Source organism: Mycobacterium sp., from assembly GCF_049278535.1.
Taxonomy (GTDB): Bacteria; Actinomycetota; Actinomycetes; order Mycobacteriales; family Mycobacteriaceae; genus Mycobacterium.
Map to the genome: position 1 here is coordinate 20,269 of NZ_JBAPMI010000079.1, position 23,811 is coordinate 44,079.

Consider the following 23,811-nt stretch of genomic DNA (forward strand, 5'->3'; position numbering starts at 1 on the left):
CGGCTGCGCAGGAGGAAGAGTGCTTTCGGCTTTCATCTCATCGCTGCGAACAGTCGACCTGAGACGGAAGATCCTGTTCACGCTGGGCATTGTGGTGCTGTACCGCCTGGGCGCGACGGTGCCGTCACCCGGTGTGAACTACCCCAACGTGCAGAAGTGCTTGGCGCAGATCAGCGGCGGGGACTCGGCGCAGATCTATTCGCTGATCAACCTGTTCTCCGGTGGCGCGCTGCTGCAGCTGACCGTGTTCGCCGTCGGCGTGATGCCGTACATCACCGCGAGCATCATCGTGCAGCTGCTCACCGTGGTCATTCCGCGGTTCGAGGAGCTGCGTAAAGAAGGCCAGTCCGGCCAGGCCAAGATGACCCAGTACACGCGCTATCTGGCGATCGCGCTGGCTATCTTGCAGGCCACCAGCATCGTGGCACTGGCGGCCAACGGCGGGCTGCTACAGGGCTGCAGCCTGGACATCATCGCCAACCAGAGCATCTTCTCCCTGGTCGTCATCGTGCTGGTGATGACCGCGGGGGCCGCGCTGGTGATGTGGATGGGTGAGCTGGTCACCGAGCGCGGCATCGGTAACGGCATGTCGATGCTGATTTTCGCGGGTATCGCCGCCCGGATCCCGGGCGAAGGCAAGACCATCCTGGACAGCCGTGGCGGCGTCGTGCTCACCACGGTCCTGGTGGCCGCGCTGATCATCGTCGTCGGTGTGGTGTTCGTCGAGCAGGGCCAGCGCCGCATCCCGGTGCAGTACGCCAAGCGCATGGTGGGCCGGCGGATGTACGGCGGAAGCTCGACCTATCTGCCGCTGAAAGTGAACCAGGCCGGCGTTATCCCGGTGATCTTCGCGTCGTCCCTGATCTACATTCCGCACCTGATCACCCAGTTGATTCGCAGCGGCAGCGGCGGCATGGGCAACAGCTGGTGGGACAAGTTCGTCGGCAACTATTTGTCGAACCCGGCGAGCCCGGTCTACATCGGTGTCTATTTCGCGCTGATCATCTTCTTCACGTATTTCTACGTCTCGATCACGTTCAACCCCGACGAGCGGGCCGACGAGATGAAGAAATTCGGTGGCTTCATTCCCGGCATCCGGCCCGGCAAACCGACCGCCGATTACCTGCGCTACGTGCTGAGCAGGATCACGCTGCCGGGCTCGATCTATCTAGGCGTCATCGCGGTGCTGCCCAACCTCTTCTTGAAGATCGGTAGCACCGGGACCGTGCAGAACTTGCCGTTCGGCGGTACCGCGGTTTTGATCATGATTGGTGTCGGGTTGGACACGGTCAAGCAGATCGAGAGTCAGCTGATGCAACGCAATTACGAAGGGTTCCTGAAGTGAGAGTTGTGTTGCTGGGGCCGCCCGGAGCGGGCAAAGGCACGCAGGCCGTCAAGTTGGCCGAGAAACTCGAAGTACCGCACCTGTCCACCGGCGACCTGTTCCGGGAGAACATCGGCAATGGCACCAAGCTGGGGCTGGAAGCCAAGCGCTACTTGGATGCCGGCGATCTGGTGCCGTCCGAATTGACCAACGAACTCGTCGATGCCCGGCTGAGCAAATCGGACGCCGACCACGGTTTCATCCTGGACGGTTACCCACGCTCGGTGGAGCAGGCCAAGGCGCTGCACGACATGCTCGAGCGCCGGGGAACCAGCCTCGATGCGGTGCTGGAGTTCCGGGTGCCCGAAGACGTCTTGTTTGAACGGCTCAGCTCGCGTGGCCGCGCCGACGACACCGACGAGGTGATCCACAACCGGATGAACGTATACCGCGACGAAACGGCGCCGCTGATCGAGTACTACCGCAGCGAGCTGAAAACCGTCGACGCCGTCGGCTCGGTCGACGAGGTGTTCGCCCGTGCGCTGCAGGCTCTCGGGAGGTAACGGTGATCGGCCTGGCCGGCCTGCGTAGTCGCAAGGTGGTGCCGCAGCGCAGCGCCGCCGAACTCGACGCGATGGCCGCGGCCGGTGCGGTGGTCGCCGCGGCCTTGCGGGCGGCGCGCGAGGCCGCTGTTCCCGGAGCCACCACGCACGACCTCGACCAGATCGCCGAGTCGGTGATCCGCGACGCCGGCGCAACGCCGTCGTTCCTCGGCTACCACGGCTACCCGGCGTCCATTTGCTCCTCGGTCAACGACCGTGTCGTGCACGGCATCCCATCGGCCGGCGAGCAACTCGCCGCCGGCGACCTGGTCTCCGTCGATTGCGGGGCGATCCTGGACGGCTGGCACGGCGACGCCGCGATCACATTCGGTGTCGGCCAACTCATCCCCGCCGACGAACTGCTCTCGCAGGCGACCAAAGAGTCCATGGAGGCCGGGATCGCGGCGATGATCCCCGGCAAACGTCTGACCGATGTATCGCACGCCATCGAAACGGCCACCCACGACGCCGAAGCCCGCTACGGGCGCAGGTTCGGCATCGTCGAGGGCTACGGCGGCCACGGGATCGGCCGACAGATGCACATGGACCCGTTTTTGCCCAACGAAGGATCACCTGGCCGGGGCCCGATGCTGGCTCCAGGATCGGTGCTGGCGATCGAGCCGATGCTGACCCTGGGAACCCGAAAGACCGTGGTGCTCGACGACGAGTGGACGGTCACTACCGCCGACGGCTCCCGTGCCGCACACTGGGAGCACACCGTCGCTGCCACCGAAGACGGACCGCGCATTTTGACCCTCGGTTAACTTCTTCCGGCGACGGAGTGAACCGAACGGACACTTAGACCGTGTCATCACCGAAAGGCTGGTGATGGACATACCGGGCACCGGCGCGGATGCGATCGCTCTGAAGCGGCTGCATGACCAACATGCCGCTGCTTTGTGGCGCTATGCATGGCGGTTGACGGGTGATCATGCCCATGCCGAAGACGTGGTGCAGGAGACCTTGCTGCGGGCGTGGCAACACCCGCACGTCCTGGAAAACGGGCAGTCCCCGCGAGCTTGGCTTTTCACCGTTGCCAGAAACATGGTCATCGACGACCGACGCAGCGCCCGGTTTCGCCATGAGGTGATTCCGGCGGACGGCTCGGGACCGCCGGAACCGGCAGGTGTCGACGAGTCGACTGGGGTGCTGAACCGAGCATTGGTCGGCGATGCGATGGCGCAACTGTCCCCGGACCACCGGGCGGTGGTTGTCCGGTCCTACTACAAGGGCTGGACCACGGCCCAGATCGCCGCCGATCTGGGGGTCGCCGAGGGCACGGTGAAGTCGCGCATGCACTACGCGCTGCGGGGACTTCGCCAAGCACTGGCGGAGATGGGTGTGACGCAATGACGGAATCGCGGAACGGAAACGTACCGCAGGGCGACCACGAATATGCGATGTGGGATGCCGCCTATGTGCTGGACGCGCTGTCGGATACCGACCGGCGCGAATTCGAGATGCACATGACCGCCTGCAACTCCTGCCGGCAGGCCGTGGCCGAGTTGGAGGCCATCCCGCCGATGTTGTCGCTGCTCGACGAGGAGCGCGCCGTGTTGCCACCATGCCCCGACCTGTTGCCGTCGCTGCTGGCGAAGGCCGACCAACGCCTGGCCGCGAATCGGGTTGAGCTGCAGCCGGCGCTGTTGACCTCGACCACCGTGGCGGCGGAGACGGTTTTTCCTGTCTTCCGCACCGGCAACTACGCCCCGGTCCACGACGAGTTGACGGAATTCGACCTGCCGGTCGAAGGCCACATTCCCACCGAATTGAACGGCTGGTACCTGCGTAACGGACCCAATCCGCGTGCGGGCGAGGGCCATTGGTGCGTCGGAGACGGAATGGTCCACGGCATTCGGTTGGAGAACGGTCGCGCCGCCTGGTACCGCAACCGTTGGGTGCGCACCGAAAGTTTCGAGAATCCCGCACCGCTCTACAACGGCGACGGCAGCCGAAATCTGCACTCCAGCATCGCCAATACGCATGTCGTTCGGCACGCCGGCAAGACGCTGGCTTTGATGGAGTTTTCGCTCCCCTACGAAATCAGCAACGACCTGAAAACGTTGGGCGCTTACGACTTCGGCGGGATGCTGACCGACTCGATGACAGCGCATCCGAAGATCTGCCCCGACACCGGTGAATTGCATTTCTTCAGCTCCGGCAACATTTTCGAACCGCATGTCAGCTATCACCGCGCCGATGCCGACGGCCGGTTGACGATCAATCGCCCCATCGATGTTCCCGCGCTGACGTTGATGCACGACTTCGCGCTGACTGCCGAACATGTTGTCTTCCTGGACTTACCGCTGCTGTTCAACCTGAGCGTTGCGCTCACCGGATCCTTCGAAAGAGATTTGCCGTACCGCTGGGACGACCAGCACCAGGCCCGCCTCGGTGTGCTGCGCCGCGACGACCCCTACGGGCGGCTGCGGTGGTTCGACATCGACCCGTGCTTCGTCTTCCACGTCGCCAACTCCTACGACGTCACATCGCCGGGCAGCAATGCGATCGTGATGGAAGTGCTCCGGTATGACGAAATGTGGCGCGATAGTAGTGAATTCGGGACCGACGCGACATTGTGGCGGTGGACGATCAACCTAGCCACCGGCGCGGTCGAGGAGAGCCGGCTAGATGACCGCGGGGTGGAGTTCCCGCGTATCGACGACCGGGTCTCCGGCAGGTCCGCGCGTTACTCGGTGGCCGTCGGCAACGGTGCGCTGATCCGCTATGACCTGCACCGTGACACCGCGGTTGAGCATCGCTTCGGCGCGGCAAGCCGACCCGGTGCGCCCGGTGAGGCGGTATTCGCGCCCGCGGTCGGTCAGCCGGACGAGCTCGCGGGTTGGTATTTGACGTACGTCTATAACCCGGCAACGGACAGCAGCGATCTCGTCGTCATCGATGCTTCGGACTTCGAGGGCGAGCCGGTGGCCCGGATCCGGATGCCGCGCCGAGTGCCGCACGGCTTCCACGGCAACTGGATCCCCGACTGAGCGACATCACCTGGCAGAAGCGTCACGATGAACTGGAAAGGACCGCCACTCGTATCACATATCAGGAGGTGATCGAGTGAGTCGATCCACCGGCGCCGCCGATGGCGAAGCCGCGTTGATGAAGGCCCTTTACGACGAGCACGCTGCGCCGTTGTGGCGCTACGCGTTGCGGTTGACCGGTGACGCCAGTCGGGCCGAAGACGTGGTTCAGGAGACCCTTTTGCGGGCATGGCAGCATCCCGAAGTGATCGGCGACGCCGAGCGTTCGGCGCGGGCTTGGCTGTTCACCGTCGCCCGCAACATGATCATCGACGAACGCCGCAGCCCGAAATTCCGCAATATCGTTGGCTCACTGGATGATTCGGGTGCGCCCGAGCAATCCACTCCTGACCAGGTCGACTCGGCGCTGGACCGGATGCTAATCGCGGATGCGATGGCGCAGATGTCGGTTGACCATCGAGCCGTGGTCGAGCGGTCCTACTACCGGGGCTGGTCCACGGCCCAGATCGCCGCCGACCTGGACATCGCCGAGGGGACCGTCAAATCGCGGCTACACTACGCCGTGCGGGCCCTCCGGCTGACTTTGCAGGAGATGGGGGTGACCCGATGACGGTTTCTCGGGCCATCCGGGCGGCAATCGGCTACGAATCCCTGTTTATGGCGGCAATTGAGGTGACACGATGAGGGTGATCCGAGGTTTCGGCCCGCCCAGTGACAGCGACATACCCACTGGTGAGAGCCACGAATACGCGACGTGGGATGCCGCCTACGTGCTGGGGTCGCTGTCACCCGCCGATCGGCGAGAATTCGAGGAGCATCTGACCGTCTGCCCGCCGTGCAACCAGTTGGTGAGCGAGCTCACTGGCATTCCGGCGCTGCTGTCGAAGCTCGACGGCGGCACGGTGGCCGGGATAGACGCCGACGGTCGCACCGCGGAGCCGGTCGGAGCGCCCAACCTGCTGCCGTCATTGCTGTCCGAGGTGCGCCGACGCCGGCACCGGGTACGCATGGTGACGTGGACGTCAGGGGCCGCTGCGGCTGTGCTGCTGGCGATCGGCCTGTTCGTCGGCGTCATGGGAAGCCACCCGACGTCGACCCCCCCTCAGGGCAGCGTGGCCGCGCTACCGATGGCCCAGATCGGCACGACCGCGTTGGCATCGACGGTGTCGCTCAAGACCCAGCACTGGGGCACCTACATCGACCTCAACTGCGTCTGTCTGGCCCCGGTGTATGCCCACCACGACAGACTGGCGATGGTGGTGGTGAATCGCGACGGCAGCCACACTCAGCTGGCCACCTGGGTCGCCGACCCGGGTCACACAGCGAACCCGGCCGGCAGCACCTCGACGCCCGTCGACCAGATCGCCGCGGTGCAAATCGTTTCCGCCGACAACGGACAGGTGCTGCTGCAGCGCTCGCTGTGAAATGTCTTGTAGCGCGCGAGGTTTAACTGCTTGCCATCCAGGCGTGAAATACGCTATCCGGGTCGTAGGCGGCGCGTACCTGATCCAGGCGGGCCATGTTCGGCTCGGTGATGAACGTCGCGGAACGGCGGGCGAGATTTTCGTCGGCCAGCGAGATGCCGGTTGCCAGGTGCGACATCGCGGCCATGTTGGACTGGGCCCAGTCGCCGTAGCGTGCGTCGTCAGCTGCATCATGCCAGGCGGTATACAGCCCTAGGTAGATTTCGTCTTCCACGCCGTAGACCATCTCGGTGCGATCCGCGGACGGCCTCCAGCCGGCGAAGACGAAGTGCGACGGGTGCGGCGGCAAGGTCTCGATGATCGTGCGGATGCCGGGCAGCAGTTCGTCGGCCGAGGCCGAGGTGAACATATTGTCGACGCTATACCGATGGCCCTCAGGGTATTTCGCCATCACCGCTGCATACCAGTTGGACAGGGTCGTCGGCATGTATGGGAGGTTGGCCGTCGCCCGGTCGATCACCGGGCATGTGCCCAGGATCGCGAGCGCTTTTGCGGCCTCGTCGTCGGAATCGGCGAACACGGGTGAGGCGATGGCGATTGTGGGTTCATCGGGCCCGAGTTCCGGTGCGTTGCGCGAGGTGAGGATTTGCAGTTCAACCCGATCGTCGATCTCGGCGCTGATCGAGCGCCCCCAGCTGAACACCTCGTCGGCGACCTCGACCGGGTACAGGTACAGACACGTGCCCAGCACGGCCGGGCGACGGTGCAGTCGCAGCGTGAATGACGTGACGACGCCGAAGAATCCGGGTCCGCTGCCGCGGGCAGCCCAGTACAGGTCGGGGTGATGATGTGGGTCGCAGTAGAGCGTGTCGCCGTCGGCGGTGACGACCTCCAGCCCGAGCACGCTCTCGCACGCCGGGCCGACGACCTTGCTGTTCCAGCCGTATCCACCCTGCAGCAGATATCCGCCGAGGCGAATGCCCTCGCAGTGACCGGAGGGAAAGAACAAGCCCTGCGCGTCGAGGTCGGTGGCGAAGGTGCTGGCGACCACTCCCGGCCCGACGTGCGCGATCATGGCGTCAGTGTCGACTCGGCAGTGATCGAGGCGGCTCACGTCGAGCAGCATGCCGCCGTCGCGCAGATGGCTTGCGTTCCAACTGTGTCCGCCCGAACGGACCCCGATGTGATGGCCTTGGGCCCGGGCGTAGCGGACCGCGGAGACGACGTCGTCGGCGTCGCACGCCTGCACGATCACATCGGGAAAGCGCTGCGGGACAATGCTATTCCACACCGCCGCGCGGCGCGCTGCCTCGTAGCCGTCTACACCGCGGTGGAAGAACCGCTTTGCGGTGAGTAGCGCCATTGACCCCCCTTTGTCGTGGCCGCCAGATAGTCCGCGATCTGACCGGCTAACGGCGTGGCCGCCAACCGGATCGCCCGCAACGGGCCGTTGGGCGGAATGCCGTAACCGATTGCGAACATTCCGTCGCCCAGGTCCGAGGCGAAGCCGCCGTGCGGGTCTCCGTGGTCGTCGAGAACACCGAGATGGCCGACCAGACCATCCAGATCGGGGGCAAAACCGGTGGCGGCAATGATCACGTCGGGTGCGATGCCGGTGCCGTCAGCCAGGATCACCCGCCGGGGCTCGAGTGCTGCGACCGCCGCCACGACCTCGATCCGGCGCTCCCGCACCACGCTGACGAGCTCGTCGGCCAGCGTGGGAATTCGGCCTCGCTGTTCCACGGTCGCCTTCAGTCCGAGTGGCGGACGACCGAAGCCGTAGGCCCCCACATCGCCAAGCAACAGACGGTTGAGTCGCGCGATCACCGGATCGACGATGCGTGCCGGAACCCGGGCGAACAACTCGAGGAAGACGTCCGACGGGATGGGACCGATGGCGCGGCGCACCAGATGTGGCGGTGTGCGTACCGCCAGCCAGACCTTGCCGGCGCCGTTTTCGGACAGCTGCACTGCGATGTCTGCAGCCGAATTGCCCGCGCCCACCACGAGGACGTCACGGCCGCGGAACGGCCACGCATTGCGGAAGTCGATGGAATGCACCAGCTCGCCGGTGAATTGGTCCAGCCCGGGCCACGGCGGGATGCCCGGAGTGCGGTAACGGCCGGTGGCCAGCACGACAGCTGGGGTTCGGATCTCGCCCTGCGAGGTTCGCACCCGCCAGTCTTCGCCGGCGCGGTCGATGCGGTTGACTTCGCAGTCCAGTGCCAGCTTGATGTTCTGCTGCCGGACGTAGCGGTCGAAGTATCCGACCATGTCGTCCTTGGTCGGCCAACGGCCCGCGCTGAGGGGGATGCGTTGTCCGGGTAAGTGCGACAGATAACCGTTGGTGTTCAGCCGGAAGTTGTCGTAGCGGTTGCGCCACGACACCGCGGGCGCGGTGGCCTTCTCGACGACCAGCGCTGAAATCTGATGGCGGTGTTCGAGCTGGCGGGCGACGGCCAGACCGGCAGGGCCGGCACCGACTATAACGACGTCATGTCTGCTCCGGCGGTCACTGAACACGAGGTGCACTTGGGTAACACGTGTGAGGACGGCATCTGGTTCAACGGAAAATCGTGTTGAACCCGATCGGCCTGCGTGTCGTGTCCCTGGTATGTCAAGCAAGCACCGGGTGGTCGACCACATCGTCGGGCATCTCGCCAAAACCGGAGTCGAATACATCTTCGGCGTCGACGGTGCCAACATCGAGGACCTTTACGACGCAGCCTATTTCCGTCCCGAAATCACCGCCGTGTTGGCCAAGCACGAGTTCTCCGCCGCGACGATGGCCGATGGCTACAGCCGCAGCGGCGCCGGGCTGGGAGTGGTCGCTGCGACCTCTGGCGGCGGAGCGCTGAATCTTATTCCTGCCCTGGGTGAGTCGTTCACCAGCCGGATACCGGTACTGGCGCTGGTTGGCCAACCGGCGACCGGAATGGACGGTATGGGTAGCTTCCAGGACACCAGTGGTCGCAACGGCTCACTGAACGCCGAGGCGCTGTTCTCGCAGACATCGGTGTTCTGCAGGCGGATCACCAACGCAGCAGACATTATCTCGGCGTTGCCGGCGGCCATCGCCGCGGCGCAAACGGGTGGCCCGGCAGTGCTGTTGCTGCCCAAAGACATTCAGCAATCGACTATCAGTCACGGAGCTTCCCTGGATCTCTGTCGGCAACGTTCCATCGGCAATCCGCAGCCGATCTTGCGTGCTCTGCGGCGGGTGACCGGCCCGGTCACGATCATCGCCGGCGAACAAGTGGCCCGCGACGACGCGCGTACCGAACTGGCCGAGCTTCGGGCGGTGCTGCGTGCACGAGTCGCGTGCGTGCCCGATGCCAAGGACGTCGCGGGAACACCGGGCTTCGGCTCGTCGTCGGCGCTCGGTGTCACCGGTGTGATGGGGCACCCGGGCGTGCCCGAGGCGGTGGCCGAAAGCGGGCTGTGTCTGGTCGTGGGCACTAGATTGTCGGTGACCGCGCGGGCCGGCCTCGACGATGCGCTGGCCGCCGTGCCGACGATCTCGATCGGATCGGCGCCGCCCTACCTCGCCTGCACCCATGTCCACACCGAAGATCTGCGGGCGTCACTGCGGATGCTGACGGACGCGCTCGTCTCCACGCCGAGGCTGACCGGAATTCGGGTGCCCGACGTGATCGCGCGCACCGAGCTCACCCCGCCGGCTTGCGACGGTCCGGGCGTGCGCTATCGCGAAGCGATGGCAGAGCTGGATCAGCTTCTGCCCGCCGGGGTCGACATCGTGGTCGATGCCGGCAATACCGGCGCAGCGGCCGTTCACTACCTGCCGGTGCGGCGAAAGGGACGGTTCGCCGTGGCCCTGGGCATGGGCGGTATGGGCTACAGTTTCGGCGCCGGCATTGGCATGGCGTTCGCTCGCAGGAAGGCTCGAGGCTCGAGCCGTCGAGTGGTGGTGATCGCTGGGGACGGCGCTTTCTTCATGCACGGCATGGAGGTGCACACCGCGGTGCATTACCGGCTTCCGGTCACCTTCGTGTTGCTCAACAACAACGCCCACGCCATGTGCGTGACCCGAGAGCAGCTCTACTACAACGACTTCTATAGCTACAACCGATTTTCGCCGAGCCACCTCGGGGCCGGCCTGGCCGCGATGTTCCCCAAGCTGTCGTCGATCGACGTCAGCGACACGATGGGATTGGCCTCCGCGGTGCGCGCCTCGCTGAACGTTGACGGTCCGTCGGTGATCAGCGTGGAATGCGCCGCCGACGAAATTCCACCGTTCGCACCTTTCCTGAATGCTCCATCAACCAATCACTCTGTCAATCAACATATTTCACCCGCACAGGAGGAACACGCCCATGTCGCTGCCAGCGCTTGACGATATCACCGCCCACCACGGCACCGCGGAACCGATCGACGGCGTAGTCCGCATCGAGACCACGCCGCTGGAAGAGACCGCGGTGACCTTCTTCACCCAGATGCGCTCGTCGTATCCGCACAGTGAGGTGTTCGGGCAGTACTGCACCGTCAACGATTACGTCGACTGCCCGCCCGACGAGCTGTTCGAGTACCTGTCTGACACCCGAAGCCTGGAGGAGTGGACCTACACCCTGCGCGGCTTCACCCCGTCCGATGAACCGGGCCTCTGGTTGGCCTACGACCGGCTGTTGCCGGAGACCACGATCTACACCCGTACCGTTGCCAACCCGCAAGCACGCACTATCGATTATCACTGCGCGTGGGATCAGGGCAGGCACCTGTGGATGATCTACCTGATGCGTGTCCTCGACGCCAAGGTGGTGCTGGACAAGCCGGGTTCGGTTGTGCTGTGGACGAATTGCCGCCACCCGTTCTATGACAACAATCCCTACCCCGAGGTCGCCCCGGCGGAGCGTAGCGGCTGGGTCGGCGACTTCTGGGATCTGTTCGGTCCCGGTCACACGCTTGAGCTGAACAACCTCAAGTGCATCGCCGAGTACCGTCACCGTCACGGGCTGCCGATCACCCCGGCGTGGATGAAATGACCACCGGAACCGACGTCAGCCTCCTCGACGTCTCCAGCTATCTGCCCGGCGAGCCGATCGGCGCGGACTATTACGCGCAGTTCGCCGGCTCCGACGAGCTGCATGACAACGTCATGTTTCGCGCGCCCAAGTTCCGTCATCACGTGGGGCCCGACGAGACCGCGGTCGACATGGTCGAGCGCGCAACGCAAGGACTGATCGACCGGCACGGCCGCGACGTCATCGAAAACGTCGACGTTTTGATCACCCATACCCAGGTGCCGGATGTGCCTTTCTACGGCGCGGGCGGTGGTATCGCTCACCGATTGGGCATGCGCCCGTCCTGGGTGCTGGACCTACACAACGGCGGATGCGCAGCGTTCGTGCTGGCGCTCAAGATAGCCCGTCAACTGCTGACATCAGGCCAGGGGCAGACCGCGCTGATCGCGGTCGCGCAGAACGCGGCTGGGCAGGTCTTCGACCAGCCCAGGGTGCGTCGCAAAGCGCAGTCGGCAATTCCCGGCGACGGCGCCGCGGTCGGGTTGGTAACGCTGTCCGACCAGTCACCCATCCTTGACGTCGAATGCCGTACCTATGGCGAGTACGCCGGCGACATGACGATTGCGATGGACCAGCCGCGCAAGTGGTGGCAGCCCGGCCCGGGTGAGGCTTGCATCGGGTTCACCGAGACCAAGATCGCCAAGGTGCTGGCTCGCGGCAATCGGCAGGTGCCCGAGGTGGCGCTGGCAGTCTGCGACCGAATCGGATTGAATTCCAAAGACATTGACCTGCTCGTCACCAATCAGCCAAATCGGGTGTTCCTGCGCAACTGGCGGGAGGCTCTCGAGGTGCCTGCGGAACGTCATTGCAACACGTTTGAGGAGTGCGGCAACCTGTTCGGCGCCGGTATCCCGATCAACCTGGATCGAGCAATCTCCGAGGGCCGGCTCGACGCCGGCGACGTGATCATGATGGCCGCTTTCGCGCACGCCGGTGACTTCGCCGGTGCGGCAGCGGTGCGCTGGGGAGGGCGTAACTGATGGCCGAGCCCGCGCTGGGGACCTCGGTGACCGCCGAGATCCTGTCTTCGCTCCCGCAAGCGGTGGATCCATTTGCGTTGTCGCTCAACGAAAGCCCATTTCCGCCCCTGCCGGCGGTGCGTTCGGCGCTGGTCCACTGCCTGGACGTCGCCAATCGTTATCCGGAGTTCCTGCCCGGACAGCTACGACGAATGATCGGTGACCGGGTCGGGATCGACGACGAACAGGTGGTGCTCGGTACCGGGGCCTCCGGGGTGGCGATGCAGGTGCTGCATGCGGTCACCCAACCCGGTGACCGGATCGTGTTCAGCACACCGACTTTCGACGGTTACCCGATTTTCGCGCAGATGGCCCGGCTCACGCCGGTCACCGTCCCGCTCGACCAGTACGGCTGCCAGGATCTGCCGGCAATGGCCGAGGCGGCGGCGGACGCGCGCGTGCTGGTGTTGTGCCGACCGCACAATCCGACCGGAACATTGGAGGCGATCTGGTCGGTCGAATGGCTGCTGCAGCAGATCCCCAGTGACACTGTCGTGTTGCTCGACGAGGCCTACATCGAGTTCGTCGCCGCCCGGTACCGGATCGACGGGCCGGCGCTGGTCCGGCGCTTCCCGAATGTCGTTGTGCTGCGCACCTTCTCCAAAGCCTACGGACTTGCCGGGCTGCGCATCGGCTACGGATTCGCCGCACCCGAGTTGGCCGCCAGACTATGGACCATGCAGTTGCCGTTCGGCATGAGCAACTTCAGCGTGGCAGCGGTCGCGGCTTCGTTCGACGCCGAAGCCCAGCTCGCGCAGCGCATTCGCCGGATTGCCGCCGAGCGCGACCATTTGCGACTACGCCTGATGGCCAGGGGTGTCTACACCACGGACTCGCACGCCAACTTCGTCTACCTGCCGAAGGCACGGCGGCCCTGGAGCGAGGTCTTCACCGAGGCCGGCCTGCAGGTCCGCTGCTACCCGGACGGCGGCGCGCGGGTCACCGTGGGCGACCTGTCGTCGACGATGGCGGTGCTGTCCGCCGTGGAAAAGTCGCTGGCGTAGCGCCTGCAACTCCCGCATCGGCACACGATGTGCGGTATGAAAGGGCGTGGCCCCATCCAATGACCGCGCCAAACCCGACAACCGCGATCCGATCGCTGTCGCGCGGGCAAACTGGGAGCGAGCCGGGTGGGGCGACGTCGCCGAGGGAATGGTCGCGGTCACCTCGGTGATGCGGGCGCATCAGATTCTGCTTGCCCGGGTCGAAACTGCCTTGCGGCCTTACGATCTCAGCTTCTCGCGGTTCGAGCTGCTGCGCTTGCTGGCGTTCAGTCGTAAGGGTGCGCTGCCGATCACCAAGGCCTCCGACCGGCTGCAGGTGCACGTCACCAGCGTCACCCACGCCATCCGCCGACTGGAGGCCAACAAACTGGTGCAACGTGTGCCGCACCCTACCGACGGGCGAACAACGCTGGTGCAGATCACCGACCTGGGCCGCTCGACCGTCGAGGACGCCACCGTGATGCTCAACGAGCAGGTGTTCTGCGATATCGGGATGTCCGACGGTGAGTCGCAGGCGCTGGTGTCGTCGATCGAGACCTTGCGGCAGAACGCCGGCGACTTCTAGTCGATCAGCGAGGGCACCGGGATCGTCGCGGTCACGGCCGTCCCGGAGCCGGGCCGAGATCGAATGTTCAGCCGTCCGCCGACCAGCTCGGCGCGCTCGGCCATCGACAGCACGCCGTAGCCCCCCATCTCGTCGCCACCTAGCGGATTTTCGAAGGTGTCGAAACCTATTCCGTTGTCTACGATTTCGAGTCGGGCGGTATCGTCGTCCAGCGCGAAGCGCAGCCGTGCCACCGAAGCGTTGGCGTGCTTGACGATGTTTTGTAGTCCTTCCTGGGCGATCCGGTACAGCGCGATCTCGATGTGCTCGGGCAACCGCACATCGGCCAACTCGAGTTCCATGTCCAAGTCCGGAATCGACCGGGCGAGGCTGGCCAGTCCGCCCGCCAGACCCAGATCGTCGAGGACCGGTGGGCGCAGTCCGCTGATCGCCGCGCGGGCTTCGCCCAAGGTCAGGCCGACCAATTCCCGGGCCTCGGCGAGTTGGCTGGAGGCTTCGGTGGGATCGTCGCCGACGGCGCGCGCTGCCGCGTCGAGCCGGTAGGACAGCGTGATCAGGCGTTGCGAGATGCCGTCGTGGATATCGCCTGCGACGCGCCGGCGTTCGATCTCCTGGGCCTCGATGACCTGCTCGACGAACAACTCGTGGGCGCGCTCCCTGACCACCAGCTGCCGGTGCAAGCGGGCCTGGTGCATCGCCCCGGCGATCAGCCGGCCGATGACACGGAGGAGTTCGACGTCGCCATCGGTGAATTCGCGGCGGGCGACCGTGTGCACGTTGAGCACGCCGACCAGGCCGCCCGGATCGGTCTCCATCGGCATGGACACCATCGAGGTGAAGTCGCGTCCGCGCAGCGACTGGATCGGCAGATAACGCGGGTCGGATTCTTTGTCGTGGGTGATGACGACGGGCTCGCGGTGCTTGGCCACCCAGCCGGAAATGCCGGATCCCAACGGCAGTCGGATCTTTCCGACCTGGCCGTCGAACGGCGGCGTGGCACCGGCGAGGGTGAGCGAGCGGTCGGTGTCGTCGAGCACGTGCACGAAACACACGTCGGCACCGGTGGCTGCGGTGATCATCCGCGCCGCGGCGGCGGCCAACGGTTCGACACCCGGCCCGGTCGAGGCAGCCTGGATGAGTTCTCGCAGCAGGGCCAATTCCCGATCGGTGTCGACCAGATCGTGTACGGCGTTGGAGCCGCGGCCGCCGCTCTCCGGTGTCGTGGTCATTGGTAGATGCCCTCGCGCAACGCGGTGGCCACCGCACCCGTGCGGTCGTTCACCCCGAGCTTGCGGTAGATCGCGCGCAGATGGCTTTTGACCGTCTCCTCGCCGATCACCAGCTTGTTGGCGATCCCACGGTTGGACAGCCCATTGACCATGCACGACAGGATTTCGCTCTCGCGCTGGGTCAGCCCCTGCCGGGCGCCCGGCCAGAATTCGTCACGCTGCATTCGGGCCGCGGTATCGGCTGCGCGCGCCGCCATTCCCGGGTCGATGACGGTGTCGCCGCGGTGCGCCAATTCCAGCTGGCGCACCAGCTCGTCGCTGTTGATGCTCTTCAGCAGATACCCGCGCGCGCCCACCCGCAGTGCCTGATACAGGTACTGCTCGTCGTCGTAGACCGACAGCATCACGACTTTGCGGTCCGCGTCGCGCTCGCGCAGCAACTTGCACAGGTCCAGTCCGCTGGAGCCCTGCATGCGCACGTCGCACAACACCACATCGGGCTGCAGTTCGCCGACGACCTCGAGTGCGCGATCGACGCCGACGGCCTGTCCCACCACCTGCACCTGGTCCTTGAACGCGGCCAGCATCGCCTTGAGTCCCTCGATGACCATCTCGTGGTCATCGACGAGGACAAGTCGTACCGGGCCCGCCATGGCACCACAGTATGCAGGTTTTGATGGCGTGCCTCCTCCTCGGGCCGATTGGCGGCCCGCATCGTCGGCGCGCGGTTGGCCTCCGGAATCCCCCTTATGGGGGAGGCTGGACACCGACGGTTCGGGGCACCCTGTGGGCGTGCGAGCCAAGGGTCAGACTCGTCCAGCCCGGAGTTTCTGGTGGGACCGGGCAATGCGGACGGAAGCCGATGTACTGCGTGCGGTGATCTTCGACGCCGACTCGGCGTTTCCCGACGTCGAACACGACGGTCCCACCACCGACTTGATCGATGCGGTGATGAGCCTGTTCGTCGCGGGTATCTGGGTCAGCGTGGTGAGCGCGCGGCCCCGCGCCCGAGTCGAGAGGCAGGTTCGGCATCTTCTCGGTGATGGCCTCGTGGAGACGATCGTGACCATCGACGACTTGTCCGAACCCGCCGTAGACCTTGCTCGCACGGGTGAGCTGTACCGGCTGGCGTTGTGGGAGCTAGGGATAACGCCACGGGCCGCGTTGGCGGTTGCCGGCTCAGGCGATGGCTTGCGCACCTCGGCCGCCGCCGGGTTGCCGGCAGTATTGGTCGACTACAGCCAGCTGTCGGCGGCCAGTTGTCAGCAGGCGCACCGGCGCTGGTGGATTCGTCAGGCTGCCTAGCTGGGCTGGTGCCCTAGCCGCGTAGCGTTTCGATGATCGCGCTGAAGTCTTTGTCGCCGTTGCTTGTTGCGAATTTCGCGTAGAGGTCGGCGGCGTGGCTGCCCAACGGGGCGGCTGATCCGGTCGAGTGGACCGCATCCATCGCCAGACCGAGGTCCTTGTTCATCAGCGCGGTGGCGAAGCCGGGTTGGAAGTCGTTGTTAGCCGGGGATGTCGGCACCGGGCCGGGCACCGGGCAGTTAGTGTGCACCGCCCAGCAGTTTCCGGTCGCCCCGGTGATGACGTCGAACAGCGATTGTGCTGACAGCCCGAGCTTTTCGGCCAGCACAAACGCTTCGCCGATCGCGATCTGATGGACGGCCAGCACCATGTTGTTGCAGACCTTCGCTGCCTGCCCGGCGCCGGCGTCGCCGCAGTGAATGATCTTGCCTGCCATGGGTTCCAGCACTGGGCGGGCCCGCTCTACGGCGTCTGCCTCGCCGCCGACCATGAAGGCCAGAGTGCCGGCAGCCGCGCCCTTGACGCCGCCGGACACCGGCGCGTCGAGCTGGGCTGCGCCGTGTGAGCCCGCCAACGCATGAACTTCGCGGGCGTCGTCGACGGAAATGGTTGAGCTGTCGATGAACAACGTTCCTTCGCCGACGGCGGGCAGGATGTCGGCATAGCAGCGCTTCACCAGGTCGCCGTTCGGCAGCATCGTGATCACGACGTCCGCCCCGGTGGCGGCCGCCGCGCCACTGTCCAGCACCTCGACGCCGTTGCCGATCGCGGCCTCGACCGCGGCGGGAACCGGGTCGAAACCCCGCACGGTGTGGCCGGCGTCGACCAGGTTCTTCGACATGGGACCGCCCATGTGGCCGAGCCCCAAAAACGCGACCGTGAAAGTATCTGTCATCTGCCCCTACCTAGGCGCCGGCGCGCACCCGGGCGGCTTCGGCTCGGCCGATGACCACCCGCATGATTTCGTTGGTTCCCTCCAGGATGCGGTGCACCCTCAGATCGCGCACGATCTTCTCCAGACCGTACTCGCGAAGGTAGCCGTAGCCACCGTGCAGCTGCAGGGCCGTGTCTGCGACGTCGAAACATGCGTCGGTGACATAGCGTTTGGCCATCGCGCACAGTTCGACTTTGTCGTCGGCGTCGCTGTCCAGTGCCGCCGCGGCCCGCCACAACATCAGTCGGGACGTTTCCAGCGCGGTGGCCATGTCGGCCAAGGTGAATCGGATGGTGGGCTCGTCGAGCAGGGGAGCCCCGAATGCTTCGCGGTGTGCGACATAGGTCGCGGCTTTGTCGTAGGCAGCCTGTGCGCCGCCGAGCGAGCAGGCCGCGATGTTGATCCGGCCGCCGTTGAGGCCGTTCATCGCGATGCCGAAGCCGCCGCCCTCGCCCTCGGCGCCGCCGAGCATCGCATCGGCGGGCACCCGTACTCCGTCGAGCACCACCTGCGCGGTCGGTTGCGCGTTCCAGCCCATCTTCTCTTCGTGTGCGCCGAAACTCAGCCCTGGAGTTCCTTTTTCGACGATGAACGCCGATATACCGCGTGGGCCGGGCTTTTCCGTGCCGCCGGTTCTGGCCATCACCACGTATACGTCCGAGGTGCCGGCTCCGGAGATGAACTGCTTGACGCCCTCGAGAACGTAGTCGCCGTTCTGCTTGACCGCCTTGGTGCTGAGCGCGCCGGCATCCGAGCCGGCACCAGGTTCGGTCAGACAGTAGCTGGCGATGGCGTCCATCGAGGCCAGCCGCGGTATCCAGTCCTTGCGCTGTTCGTCGGTGCCGAACGCGTCGATCATCCAGGCGCACATGTTGTGGATCGACAGAAACGCGGAGATCGTCGGGCAGGCCGCCGCGAGCTGCTCGAAGATCCGCACCCCGTCGAGGCGGCGCAACGCGCTGCCGCCCACGTCGTCGCGGCAGTAGATCGCCGCCATGCCGAGACCCGCAGCCTCACGCAGCTCGTCGACCGGGAAGTGTTGAGCCGCATCCCATTCCAACGCATACGGGGCAAGCTTCTTGGCGGCGAACGCAGCGGCCGTCTCGGTGATGACCCGTTCGTCGTCGTCCAGATCAAAGAGTTGCATCGCCGGGCTACTTCATCGTCGGGATGCTGAATTCGGCGCCGTCTTTGATGCCCGACGGCCAGCGCTCGGTAATGGTCTTGACCTTGGTGTAGAACTGGATCGACGCGGGGCCGTGCTGGTTGAGATCGCCGAAGCCGGACCGCTTCCAGCCGCCGAAGGTGTGGTAGGCCACCGGCACCGGGATCGGCACGTTGACGCCGACCATGCCGACCTGCACGCGGGACACGAAGTCGCGGGCGGCGTCGCCGTCGCGAGTGAAAATCGCCACCCCGTTGCCGTATTCGTGTTCGGTGGGCAACCGCAGCGCCTCTTCGTAGTCATGCGCGCGCACGATGCAGAGCACCGGTCCGAAGATCTCGTCGGTATAGATCGACATGTCGGTGGTGACATTGTCGAACAGTGTGGGGCCGATGAAGAAGCCCTTCTCCAGGCTGGCGTCATCGAAGGTCAATTCGTCGGTGGCACGCTCGCGGCCGTCGACCACCAGGTCGGCACCCGCTTCCACACCCTGGCCGATGTAGTCGCGCACTCGCTTGAGCGCGGCCTCGGTGATAAGCGGGCCGTAGTCGGCCTTCGGGTCGAGGCTGTGGCCTACCCGTAGCTGGTTGATCCGCTCAACAAGCCTGTTGCGCAACCGGTTTGCCGTCTCTTCGCCGACGGGCACCGCGACGCTGATCGCCATGCACCGCTCACCGGCGCTGCCGTACCCGGCGCCGATCAGCGCGTCGACGGCCTGGTCCAGGTCGGCGTCGGGCAGCACGATCATGTGATTCTTGGCGCCGCCGAAGCACTGCGAGCGCTTGCCGTTGGCGGCCGCGGTCTCGTAGATGTACTGCGCGATGTCGGAGCTGCCGACGAAGCCGACGGCCTGGACGTCGGGGTGGTGCAGGATGGCGTCGACGGCTTCCTTGTCGCCCTGCACCACCTGGAACACACCCGCGGGCAGGCCGGCCTCGAGGAACAACTCGGCCAGGCGCAGCGGCACCGACGGGTCGCGCTCAGAAGGCTTGAGAATAAAGGCATTTCCACATGCCAGCGCGGGGCCTGCTTTCCACAGCGGGATCATCGCCGGGAAGTTGAACGGCGTGATGCCGGCGACCACGCCGAGCGGCTGGCGGATGGAATAGACGTCGATGCCCGTGCCGGCGCCCTCGGTGAACTCGCCCTTGAGCAGATGCGGGATGCCGATGCAGAACTCGATGACCTCGATGCCGCGCTGGATGTCGCCCTTGGAATCGGCGACGGTCTTGCCGTGTTCCAGGCTGAGCAGTTCGGCGAGTTCCTCGACGTTGGCGTTGACCAGTTCGACGAACTTCATCATCACCCGGGCGCGGCGCTGCGGATTGAACGCCGCCCACTCTTTTTGCGCCTCCTTGGCCGAAGCGACTGCGGCGTCGACGTCGGCGGCCGACGCCAGTAGCAGCTGTGCCTGCACCTCGCCGGTGCTGGGGTTGAGCACGTCGGCGGTCCGGGTCGACGAGAGATTGCTACGGCGTCCGTCGATGAAATGCGGAATCTGTGTGGTCATGGGTGTCCTCGGACATAGAAAAGAAGCAGGTGGGTTTACTAGGACATCCTAGTAACTGCCCGGGCATGCTCGCAAGCGACGCAGGTCGGCGATGGCACGCTGGACTATGGTCGAGCAGATGGGACCGGAACGGCCGGGGGAGTGGGACGCCATGCGCGCCGCTCCGCGCCTGTACCGCCCGGTGTCTGCGCTGGCCGATCACACCGAGATCATCGGGCACTGGCATTCCCACATCGGTTACCGCACTCGAGCGCTGCCGCGCGGCGCGGTCACGCTGATCATCGACGTGGGACAACGACAGCAGGTGGATTTCTACGCCGCCGACGGCCGCACCAAGCTGAGGGTTCCGCCGGCCTTCATCACCGGATCGCACACCGCCTCCTACGTCTCGGAGATGGCGGCTGACGAGCCCGCGATGGCGGTCCATTTCCGGCCCGGCGGTGCGTTCCCGTTCTTCGGAATCCCGTTGAGCGACTTGGAGAATGCCCATGTGGGTATCGACCAGGTGTGGGGGCGGGCCGGCATCGAGTTGCACGAACAGCTGATCGACGCGCCGACCGCGGCCGCCAGATTCAGCATCCTGGAGAATTTCCTGCTCTCGCGACCATGGTCATCGGCACGTCGGCACCCCGGCGTGGCAGCCGCGATCGCCGCGATCGAGCACAACCCGTCCATCCGGATCGCGGACATCCGCGACCTGGTTGGCCTGTCCACCAAGCGACTGATCGCATTGTTCCGTGCCGAGGTTGGCCTGTCGCCCAAGGCGTACGCGCGAATTCGCCGCTTCCAATCAGCGCTGCGACTGCTCGGCACCGGGTCGGCGGCAGGCGCGCGAATCGCTGCCGATGTCGGGTACTTCGACCAGGCCCACTTTGTCCGGGAATTCCGGTCTTTCACCGGTATGACGCCGACGCAGTACGCGCAGCAGCGGATTCTGTTACCCAGCCACGTCCCCGTCGCACAGCAGATGCGACACAAATATCCAAGACCGCTCGCCGCGGCTCGTTGATGATGGCGCGATGGACAGCACCAAACACGCAGTAGCGGCCACCGGTTTACTCGTCGCGGCAATGCGCGCCGAGGAATCCGCGCGCGACGACGCGCTTTTCCACGACCCCTTCGCCGAACGGCTGGCCGGCGACGACGGCCGGCGATTGCTTGCGGAATCGAGCGCGGAGACAGGCCAACCGTCGGCGCCGATCGTGGTTCGGACAAGGCTTTTCGACGAGGCGCTGATGCGGGCGCACGCCGCCGGTGTTTCGCAGGCGGTGATCTTGGCCGCGGGTATGGATGCCCGCTCTTACCGGCTGGCGTGGCGTGACGACACCACTGTGTACGAGGTCGACCAGCCGCACGTGATCGCGATCAAAGACGAACGGCTCGCCGGGGAACAGCCGCGCTGCCGACGGGTGGCGGTCGGCATCGACCTGGCCGACGACTGGCCGAAAGCGCTTGAATCGCAGGGGTTCGACCGGTCGGCGCAGACGGTCTGGTTGATCGAGGGTCTGCTGCAGTACATCGACGCGCCGGAGGTGGACCGGCTGTTCGCACGCGTGGACGCGTTATCTGCGCCCGGTTCGGTGCTGCTTTACGACGTCGTCGGCAAGAGATTGCTGGAAGCGCCGTTCTTGCAGGCGACTCAGGAGTTCATGAAAAAGCTTGGTGCACCATGGGTTTTCGGCAGCGACACACCCGCTGCCCTCGTCGAGGGCCGCGGCTGGGCCGCAACCGTCACCGATATGGCCGTACCGGGCAACGCGTGGAAGCGGTGGGAGCACCCGGCGATTCCCGCCGATGTGCCCGACGCGCCGCGCGGCTACTTCATCGAGGCGGTCAAGGCCTAGTCGACACCGCTGCCAGCGTGGGGGTGGGCGCCGCCGGGTCCCCCGGCGCTGCTCCGAATTTCCTTATCGCCCGGCTCCGAAGATTCGTCGAGCTGTTTGGGGCAGTACGCCTTCGCCGAGATCGTCGCGAACTGGGCCGCGCCGTTTTCGGTGAGCGCGGGGTTGTTCTCCTGCAAATGCTTGATCAGGTGCAGACCGGTCATCCCGTTGTGGATATGCGCGCATACCGCTTGGCCGGCGCTGATGGCCTGGCCCGGGTCGCCGTAGCCGATGCCCACCTTGTTCAGGTCCGCCAGGAATGACCCGTTGTTGTCATTATTGGGTGTGTCGTCCACGCCGGGTTCGGCATTCGCGGGTACCGCGAAAATTACCCCCATCGCGACCCCGAGAATTGCTAACAGCGGTTTCATCGATCCTCCTCCGATGGTTGTTTGAGCCGGCTATCCCAGCCGGGATTCGGTCTTGGTGGCCGAGGCCGCGGCCGTGCCGTCGGCGCTCAAGTGCACGGCATGAATGCCCGGCTTCGTCGACAGCTTCGCGACGAGATCGTCGAGTCCCGCCTCGTCGACGTTCCAGTGCTGAACCTGGTCAGGCTGCTCCTGCAGTTGCGCGATCACTTTGTCGAGCGGGACCGGTCCCTTGGTGCGCGCGGGCGCCGTCACTTTGGCGCGGACGCCCGCTGAGCTGACGACGCGGGAGGCCGGGCTGCCCAGCGCGCCTCCGGCGGCGCTGCCCAGGGTGGCCTGGTTGAGCGCACCGAGCGGAAGATCCATCGTGGGAGCCGCCGTTGCGGCAAACGTGCTGTCCGGCAATGCCGTAGCGGCAAGCCGGATCGCCGGCGTGGCGCCGGCCCAGCTGGGCGGGACCGACAATTTGCCCACCGTCTGCGCGCTGCCCAAGGCAGCCGATGCCGCTCGGGCGCCGAGGTGTGGAGCGACGTGCCCCGGCGACGACAGCCCCCCATTAAGTGAGCCCAGCGGTACCCCATGGCTCCACGGCTGATAGATGAAGAAGTTCTTCCATTGCGAAATACCAAGGCCAGTCGAGCTATTGGCGACGTTGGTCCAGGTGGCCTGGCCTCCGATTCCCGAAATCATCGAGGACAGGTTGGTCCACGTCGTGGACAGATAAGAACCACCCGGGAAGCTGTTGAAAAAGCTGGTGAAGAAGTTGGTGTAGTCGCTGTTGAACTGGCCGACGTCGGTGAGGAAGGTGTTCCAGGTCGCTTCGATCTGCTCGATGATCGACTCCGCGCTTGTCGTGCCGGACGTCGTGCTTGCGGCGGCAACGGCGGCCGACTGGGTCGCGGTGCCGCTGCCGTTGGTGGTTTGCGGCGCCTCGGTGAATGAGCCCAAGCCGCTGGTGGCCGCCTGCGACGAGCCAGCGTAGCCGGTTATCGCGGCGACGTCTTGGGCCCAGAACTGCGCGTACTCGGCCTCGAGAGCTGCGATCGATGCGTTGTTCTGCCCCAGGATGTTCGACTGCAGCAGCGTTAACAGCTGAGTGCGGTTGGCCAGGATCTCCGCCGGCGGCACAGTGGCCGCCAACGCGGTCTCGTAGGCGCTGGCCGCGGCCCGGGCCTGCCCTGCGGTCTGCTCGGCCTGGCCCGCTGTGGTCGACAGCCACGACACGTACGGCCCGGCGGCCGCCGCCGCGGCCTCCGACGACGGACCTGTCCATTCGCCGCTGACCAGCCCGGCAATCACCGACTGGAAGTTGGCGGCGGTGGACTGCAATTCGCCGGCCAGACCTTCCCAGGCCGCCGCCGCGGCCTGCAAGGACTCGGTACCCGGGCCCGAGTAGATCTTGGTGGAGATGAGCTCCGGCGGCTGTGCTGCGAAATCGAAAACCATT

The 23,811-nt window shown here is 65.5% G+C and carries 23 protein-coding genes and 1 pseudogene; 15 read left to right on the forward strand and 9 right to left on the reverse strand.

Features of this window, described 5'->3' with window-relative positions:
* Positions 1–19: 19 nt before the first annotated feature.
* From secY to WAO18_RS04825, 7 genes are all read left to right on the forward strand, one after another.
* Positions 20–1,345 (forward strand): preprotein translocase subunit SecY, encoded by a 1,326-nt coding sequence (secY, locus tag WAO18_RS04795; RefSeq protein WP_422204308.1) that lies wholly within the window; start codon positions 20–22, stop codon positions 1,343–1,345.
* A complete protein-coding gene (locus WAO18_RS04800; RefSeq protein WP_422204309.1) occupies positions 1,342–1,887 on the forward strand; it encodes an adenylate kinase in 546 nt (181 codons plus the stop codon). Before secY ends, WAO18_RS04800 begins: the two co-directional genes overlap by 4 nt.
* A gap of 2 nt (positions 1,888–1,889) precedes the next feature.
* Positions 1,890–2,690 carry a type I methionyl aminopeptidase gene (map, locus tag WAO18_RS04805; RefSeq protein WP_422204311.1) on the forward strand — a complete coding sequence of 267 codons (801 nt, stop codon included), beginning with the start codon at positions 1,890–1,892 and terminating at the stop codon, positions 2,688–2,690.
* A 64-nt stretch (positions 2,691–2,754) separates the two neighbouring features.
* Positions 2,755–3,279, forward strand: a complete 525-nt coding sequence (locus WAO18_RS04810) for a sigma-70 family RNA polymerase sigma factor (RefSeq protein WP_422204375.1) — start codon at positions 2,755–2,757, stop codon at positions 3,277–3,279.
* Entirely contained in the window at positions 3,276–4,919 is a 1,644-nt protein-coding gene (locus tag WAO18_RS04815) for a carotenoid oxygenase family protein (RefSeq protein WP_422204313.1), read from the forward strand. Before WAO18_RS04810 ends, WAO18_RS04815 begins: the two co-directional genes overlap by 4 nt.
* A 76-nt stretch (positions 4,920–4,995) precedes the next feature.
* The gene (locus WAO18_RS04820; protein WP_422204315.1) at positions 4,996–5,529 is read left to right on the forward strand and encodes a sigma-70 family RNA polymerase sigma factor; all 534 of its coding nucleotides are present in this window, start codon (positions 4,996–4,998) and stop codon (positions 5,527–5,529) included.
* A 70-nt stretch (positions 5,530–5,599) separates the two neighbouring features.
* Complete coding sequence (locus tag WAO18_RS04825; RefSeq protein ID WP_422204317.1) at positions 5,600–6,343, forward strand: anti-sigma factor family protein; 744 nt, start codon at positions 5,600–5,602, stop codon at positions 6,341–6,343.
* A gap of 22 nt (positions 6,344–6,365) precedes the next feature.
* Here the strand turns inward: WAO18_RS04825 and WAO18_RS04830 are convergent, their stop codons facing one another.
* Complete coding sequence (locus tag WAO18_RS04830; RefSeq protein ID WP_422204319.1) at positions 6,366–7,706, reverse strand: FAD-binding oxidoreductase; 1,341 nt, start codon at positions 7,704–7,706, stop codon at positions 6,366–6,368.
* Positions 7,664–8,866 (reverse strand): flavin-containing monooxygenase, encoded by a 1,203-nt coding sequence (locus tag WAO18_RS04835; protein WP_422204321.1) that lies wholly within the window; start codon positions 8,864–8,866, stop codon positions 7,664–7,666. The genes WAO18_RS04830 and WAO18_RS04835 overlap by 43 nt, the downstream gene beginning before the upstream one ends.
* A 91-nt stretch (positions 8,867–8,957) precedes the next feature.
* Between WAO18_RS04835 and WAO18_RS04840 the strand changes: the two genes are divergently transcribed.
* The 5 genes from WAO18_RS04840 to WAO18_RS04860 are packed head-to-tail and all read left to right on the forward strand — an operon-like array spanning position 8,958 to position 13,970.
* Positions 8,958–10,697 carry a thiamine pyrophosphate-binding protein gene (locus WAO18_RS04840; RefSeq protein WP_422204322.1) on the forward strand — a complete coding sequence of 580 codons (1,740 nt, stop codon included), beginning with the start codon at positions 8,958–8,960 and terminating at the stop codon, positions 10,695–10,697.
* Positions 10,678–11,343 carry an SRPBCC family protein gene (locus WAO18_RS04845; RefSeq protein WP_422204323.1) on the forward strand — a complete coding sequence of 222 codons (666 nt, stop codon included), beginning with the start codon at positions 10,678–10,680 and terminating at the stop codon, positions 11,341–11,343. The genes WAO18_RS04840 and WAO18_RS04845 overlap by 20 nt, the downstream gene beginning before the upstream one ends.
* Positions 11,340–12,362, forward strand: coding sequence for a 3-oxoacyl-ACP synthase III family protein (locus WAO18_RS04850; protein WP_422204325.1), 1,023 nt, complete (start codon positions 11,340–11,342; stop codon positions 12,360–12,362). The genes WAO18_RS04845 and WAO18_RS04850 overlap by 4 nt, the downstream gene beginning before the upstream one ends.
* Entirely contained in the window at positions 12,362–13,405 is a 1,044-nt protein-coding gene (locus WAO18_RS04855) for an aminotransferase class I/II-fold pyridoxal phosphate-dependent enzyme (protein WP_422204326.1), read from the forward strand. The genes WAO18_RS04850 and WAO18_RS04855 overlap by 1 nt, the downstream gene beginning before the upstream one ends.
* A 46-nt stretch (positions 13,406–13,451) precedes the next feature.
* On the forward strand, positions 13,452–13,970 hold the full coding sequence (locus tag WAO18_RS04860) for a MarR family winged helix-turn-helix transcriptional regulator (RefSeq protein ID WP_422204327.1): 519 nt from the start codon (positions 13,452–13,454) through the stop codon (positions 13,968–13,970).
* Here WAO18_RS04860 and WAO18_RS04865 read toward each other — a convergent pair.
* The gene (locus WAO18_RS04865) at positions 13,967–15,199 is read right to left on the reverse strand and encodes a GAF domain-containing protein (RefSeq protein ID WP_422204329.1); all 1,233 of its coding nucleotides are present in this window, start codon (positions 15,197–15,199) and stop codon (positions 13,967–13,969) included. The two genes, WAO18_RS04860 and WAO18_RS04865, sit on opposite strands and share 4 nt — an antisense overlap.
* On the reverse strand, positions 15,196–15,852 hold the full coding sequence (locus tag WAO18_RS04870) for a response regulator (protein ID WP_422204331.1): 657 nt from the start codon (positions 15,850–15,852) through the stop codon (positions 15,196–15,198). The genes WAO18_RS04865 and WAO18_RS04870 overlap by 4 nt, the downstream gene beginning before the upstream one ends.
* A gap of 193 nt (positions 15,853–16,045) precedes the next feature.
* On the opposite strand from WAO18_RS04870, the gene WAO18_RS04875 reads away from it, so the two are divergent.
* A complete protein-coding gene (locus WAO18_RS04875; RefSeq protein WP_422204332.1) occupies positions 16,046–16,504 on the forward strand; it encodes a haloacid dehalogenase in 459 nt (152 codons plus the stop codon).
* A gap of 13 nt (positions 16,505–16,517) precedes the next feature.
* On the opposite strand, the gene mmsB is transcribed toward WAO18_RS04875, so the two are convergent.
* Genes mmsB through WAO18_RS04890 form a run of 3 tightly spaced genes read right to left on the reverse strand, consistent with a single transcriptional unit; the run spans position 16,518 to position 20,113 of the window.
* Complete coding sequence (mmsB, locus tag WAO18_RS04880; protein WP_422204334.1) at positions 16,518–17,399, reverse strand: 3-hydroxyisobutyrate dehydrogenase; 882 nt, start codon at positions 17,397–17,399, stop codon at positions 16,518–16,520.
* 10 nt (positions 17,400–17,409) lie between these two features.
* The gene (locus WAO18_RS04885; protein WP_422204336.1) at positions 17,410–18,585 is read right to left on the reverse strand and encodes an acyl-CoA dehydrogenase family protein; all 1,176 of its coding nucleotides are present in this window, start codon (positions 18,583–18,585) and stop codon (positions 17,410–17,412) included.
* 7 nt (positions 18,586–18,592) lie between these two features.
* A complete protein-coding gene (locus WAO18_RS04890) occupies positions 18,593–20,113 on the reverse strand; it encodes a CoA-acylating methylmalonate-semialdehyde dehydrogenase (protein WP_422204337.1) in 1,521 nt (506 codons plus the stop codon).
* A gap of 151 nt (positions 20,114–20,264) precedes the next feature.
* Between WAO18_RS04890 and WAO18_RS04895 the strand changes: the two genes are divergently transcribed.
* Together WAO18_RS04895 and WAO18_RS04900 are read left to right on the forward strand one after the other, a co-directional pair.
* Positions 20,265–21,122, forward strand: coding sequence for a helix-turn-helix domain-containing protein (locus WAO18_RS04895; RefSeq protein ID WP_422204377.1), 858 nt, complete (start codon positions 20,265–20,267; stop codon positions 21,120–21,122).
* 10 nt (positions 21,123–21,132) lie between these two features.
* On the forward strand, positions 21,133–21,957 hold the full coding sequence (locus WAO18_RS04900; protein ID WP_422204339.1) for an SAM-dependent methyltransferase: 825 nt from the start codon (positions 21,133–21,135) through the stop codon (positions 21,955–21,957).
* 68 nt (positions 21,958–22,025) lie between these two features.
* Here the strand turns inward: WAO18_RS04900 and WAO18_RS04905 are convergent.
* Both WAO18_RS04905 and WAO18_RS04910 read right to left on the reverse strand, forming a co-directional pair.
* Positions 22,026–22,367: pseudogene (locus WAO18_RS04905) on the reverse strand (DUF732 domain-containing protein); the annotation flags it as partial.
* A 30-nt stretch (positions 22,368–22,397) separates the two neighbouring features.
* Positions 22,398–23,810, reverse strand: a complete 1,413-nt coding sequence (locus WAO18_RS04910) for a PPE family protein (protein WP_422204340.1) — start codon at positions 23,808–23,810, stop codon at positions 22,398–22,400.
* Position 23,811: the final 1 nt, after the last annotated feature.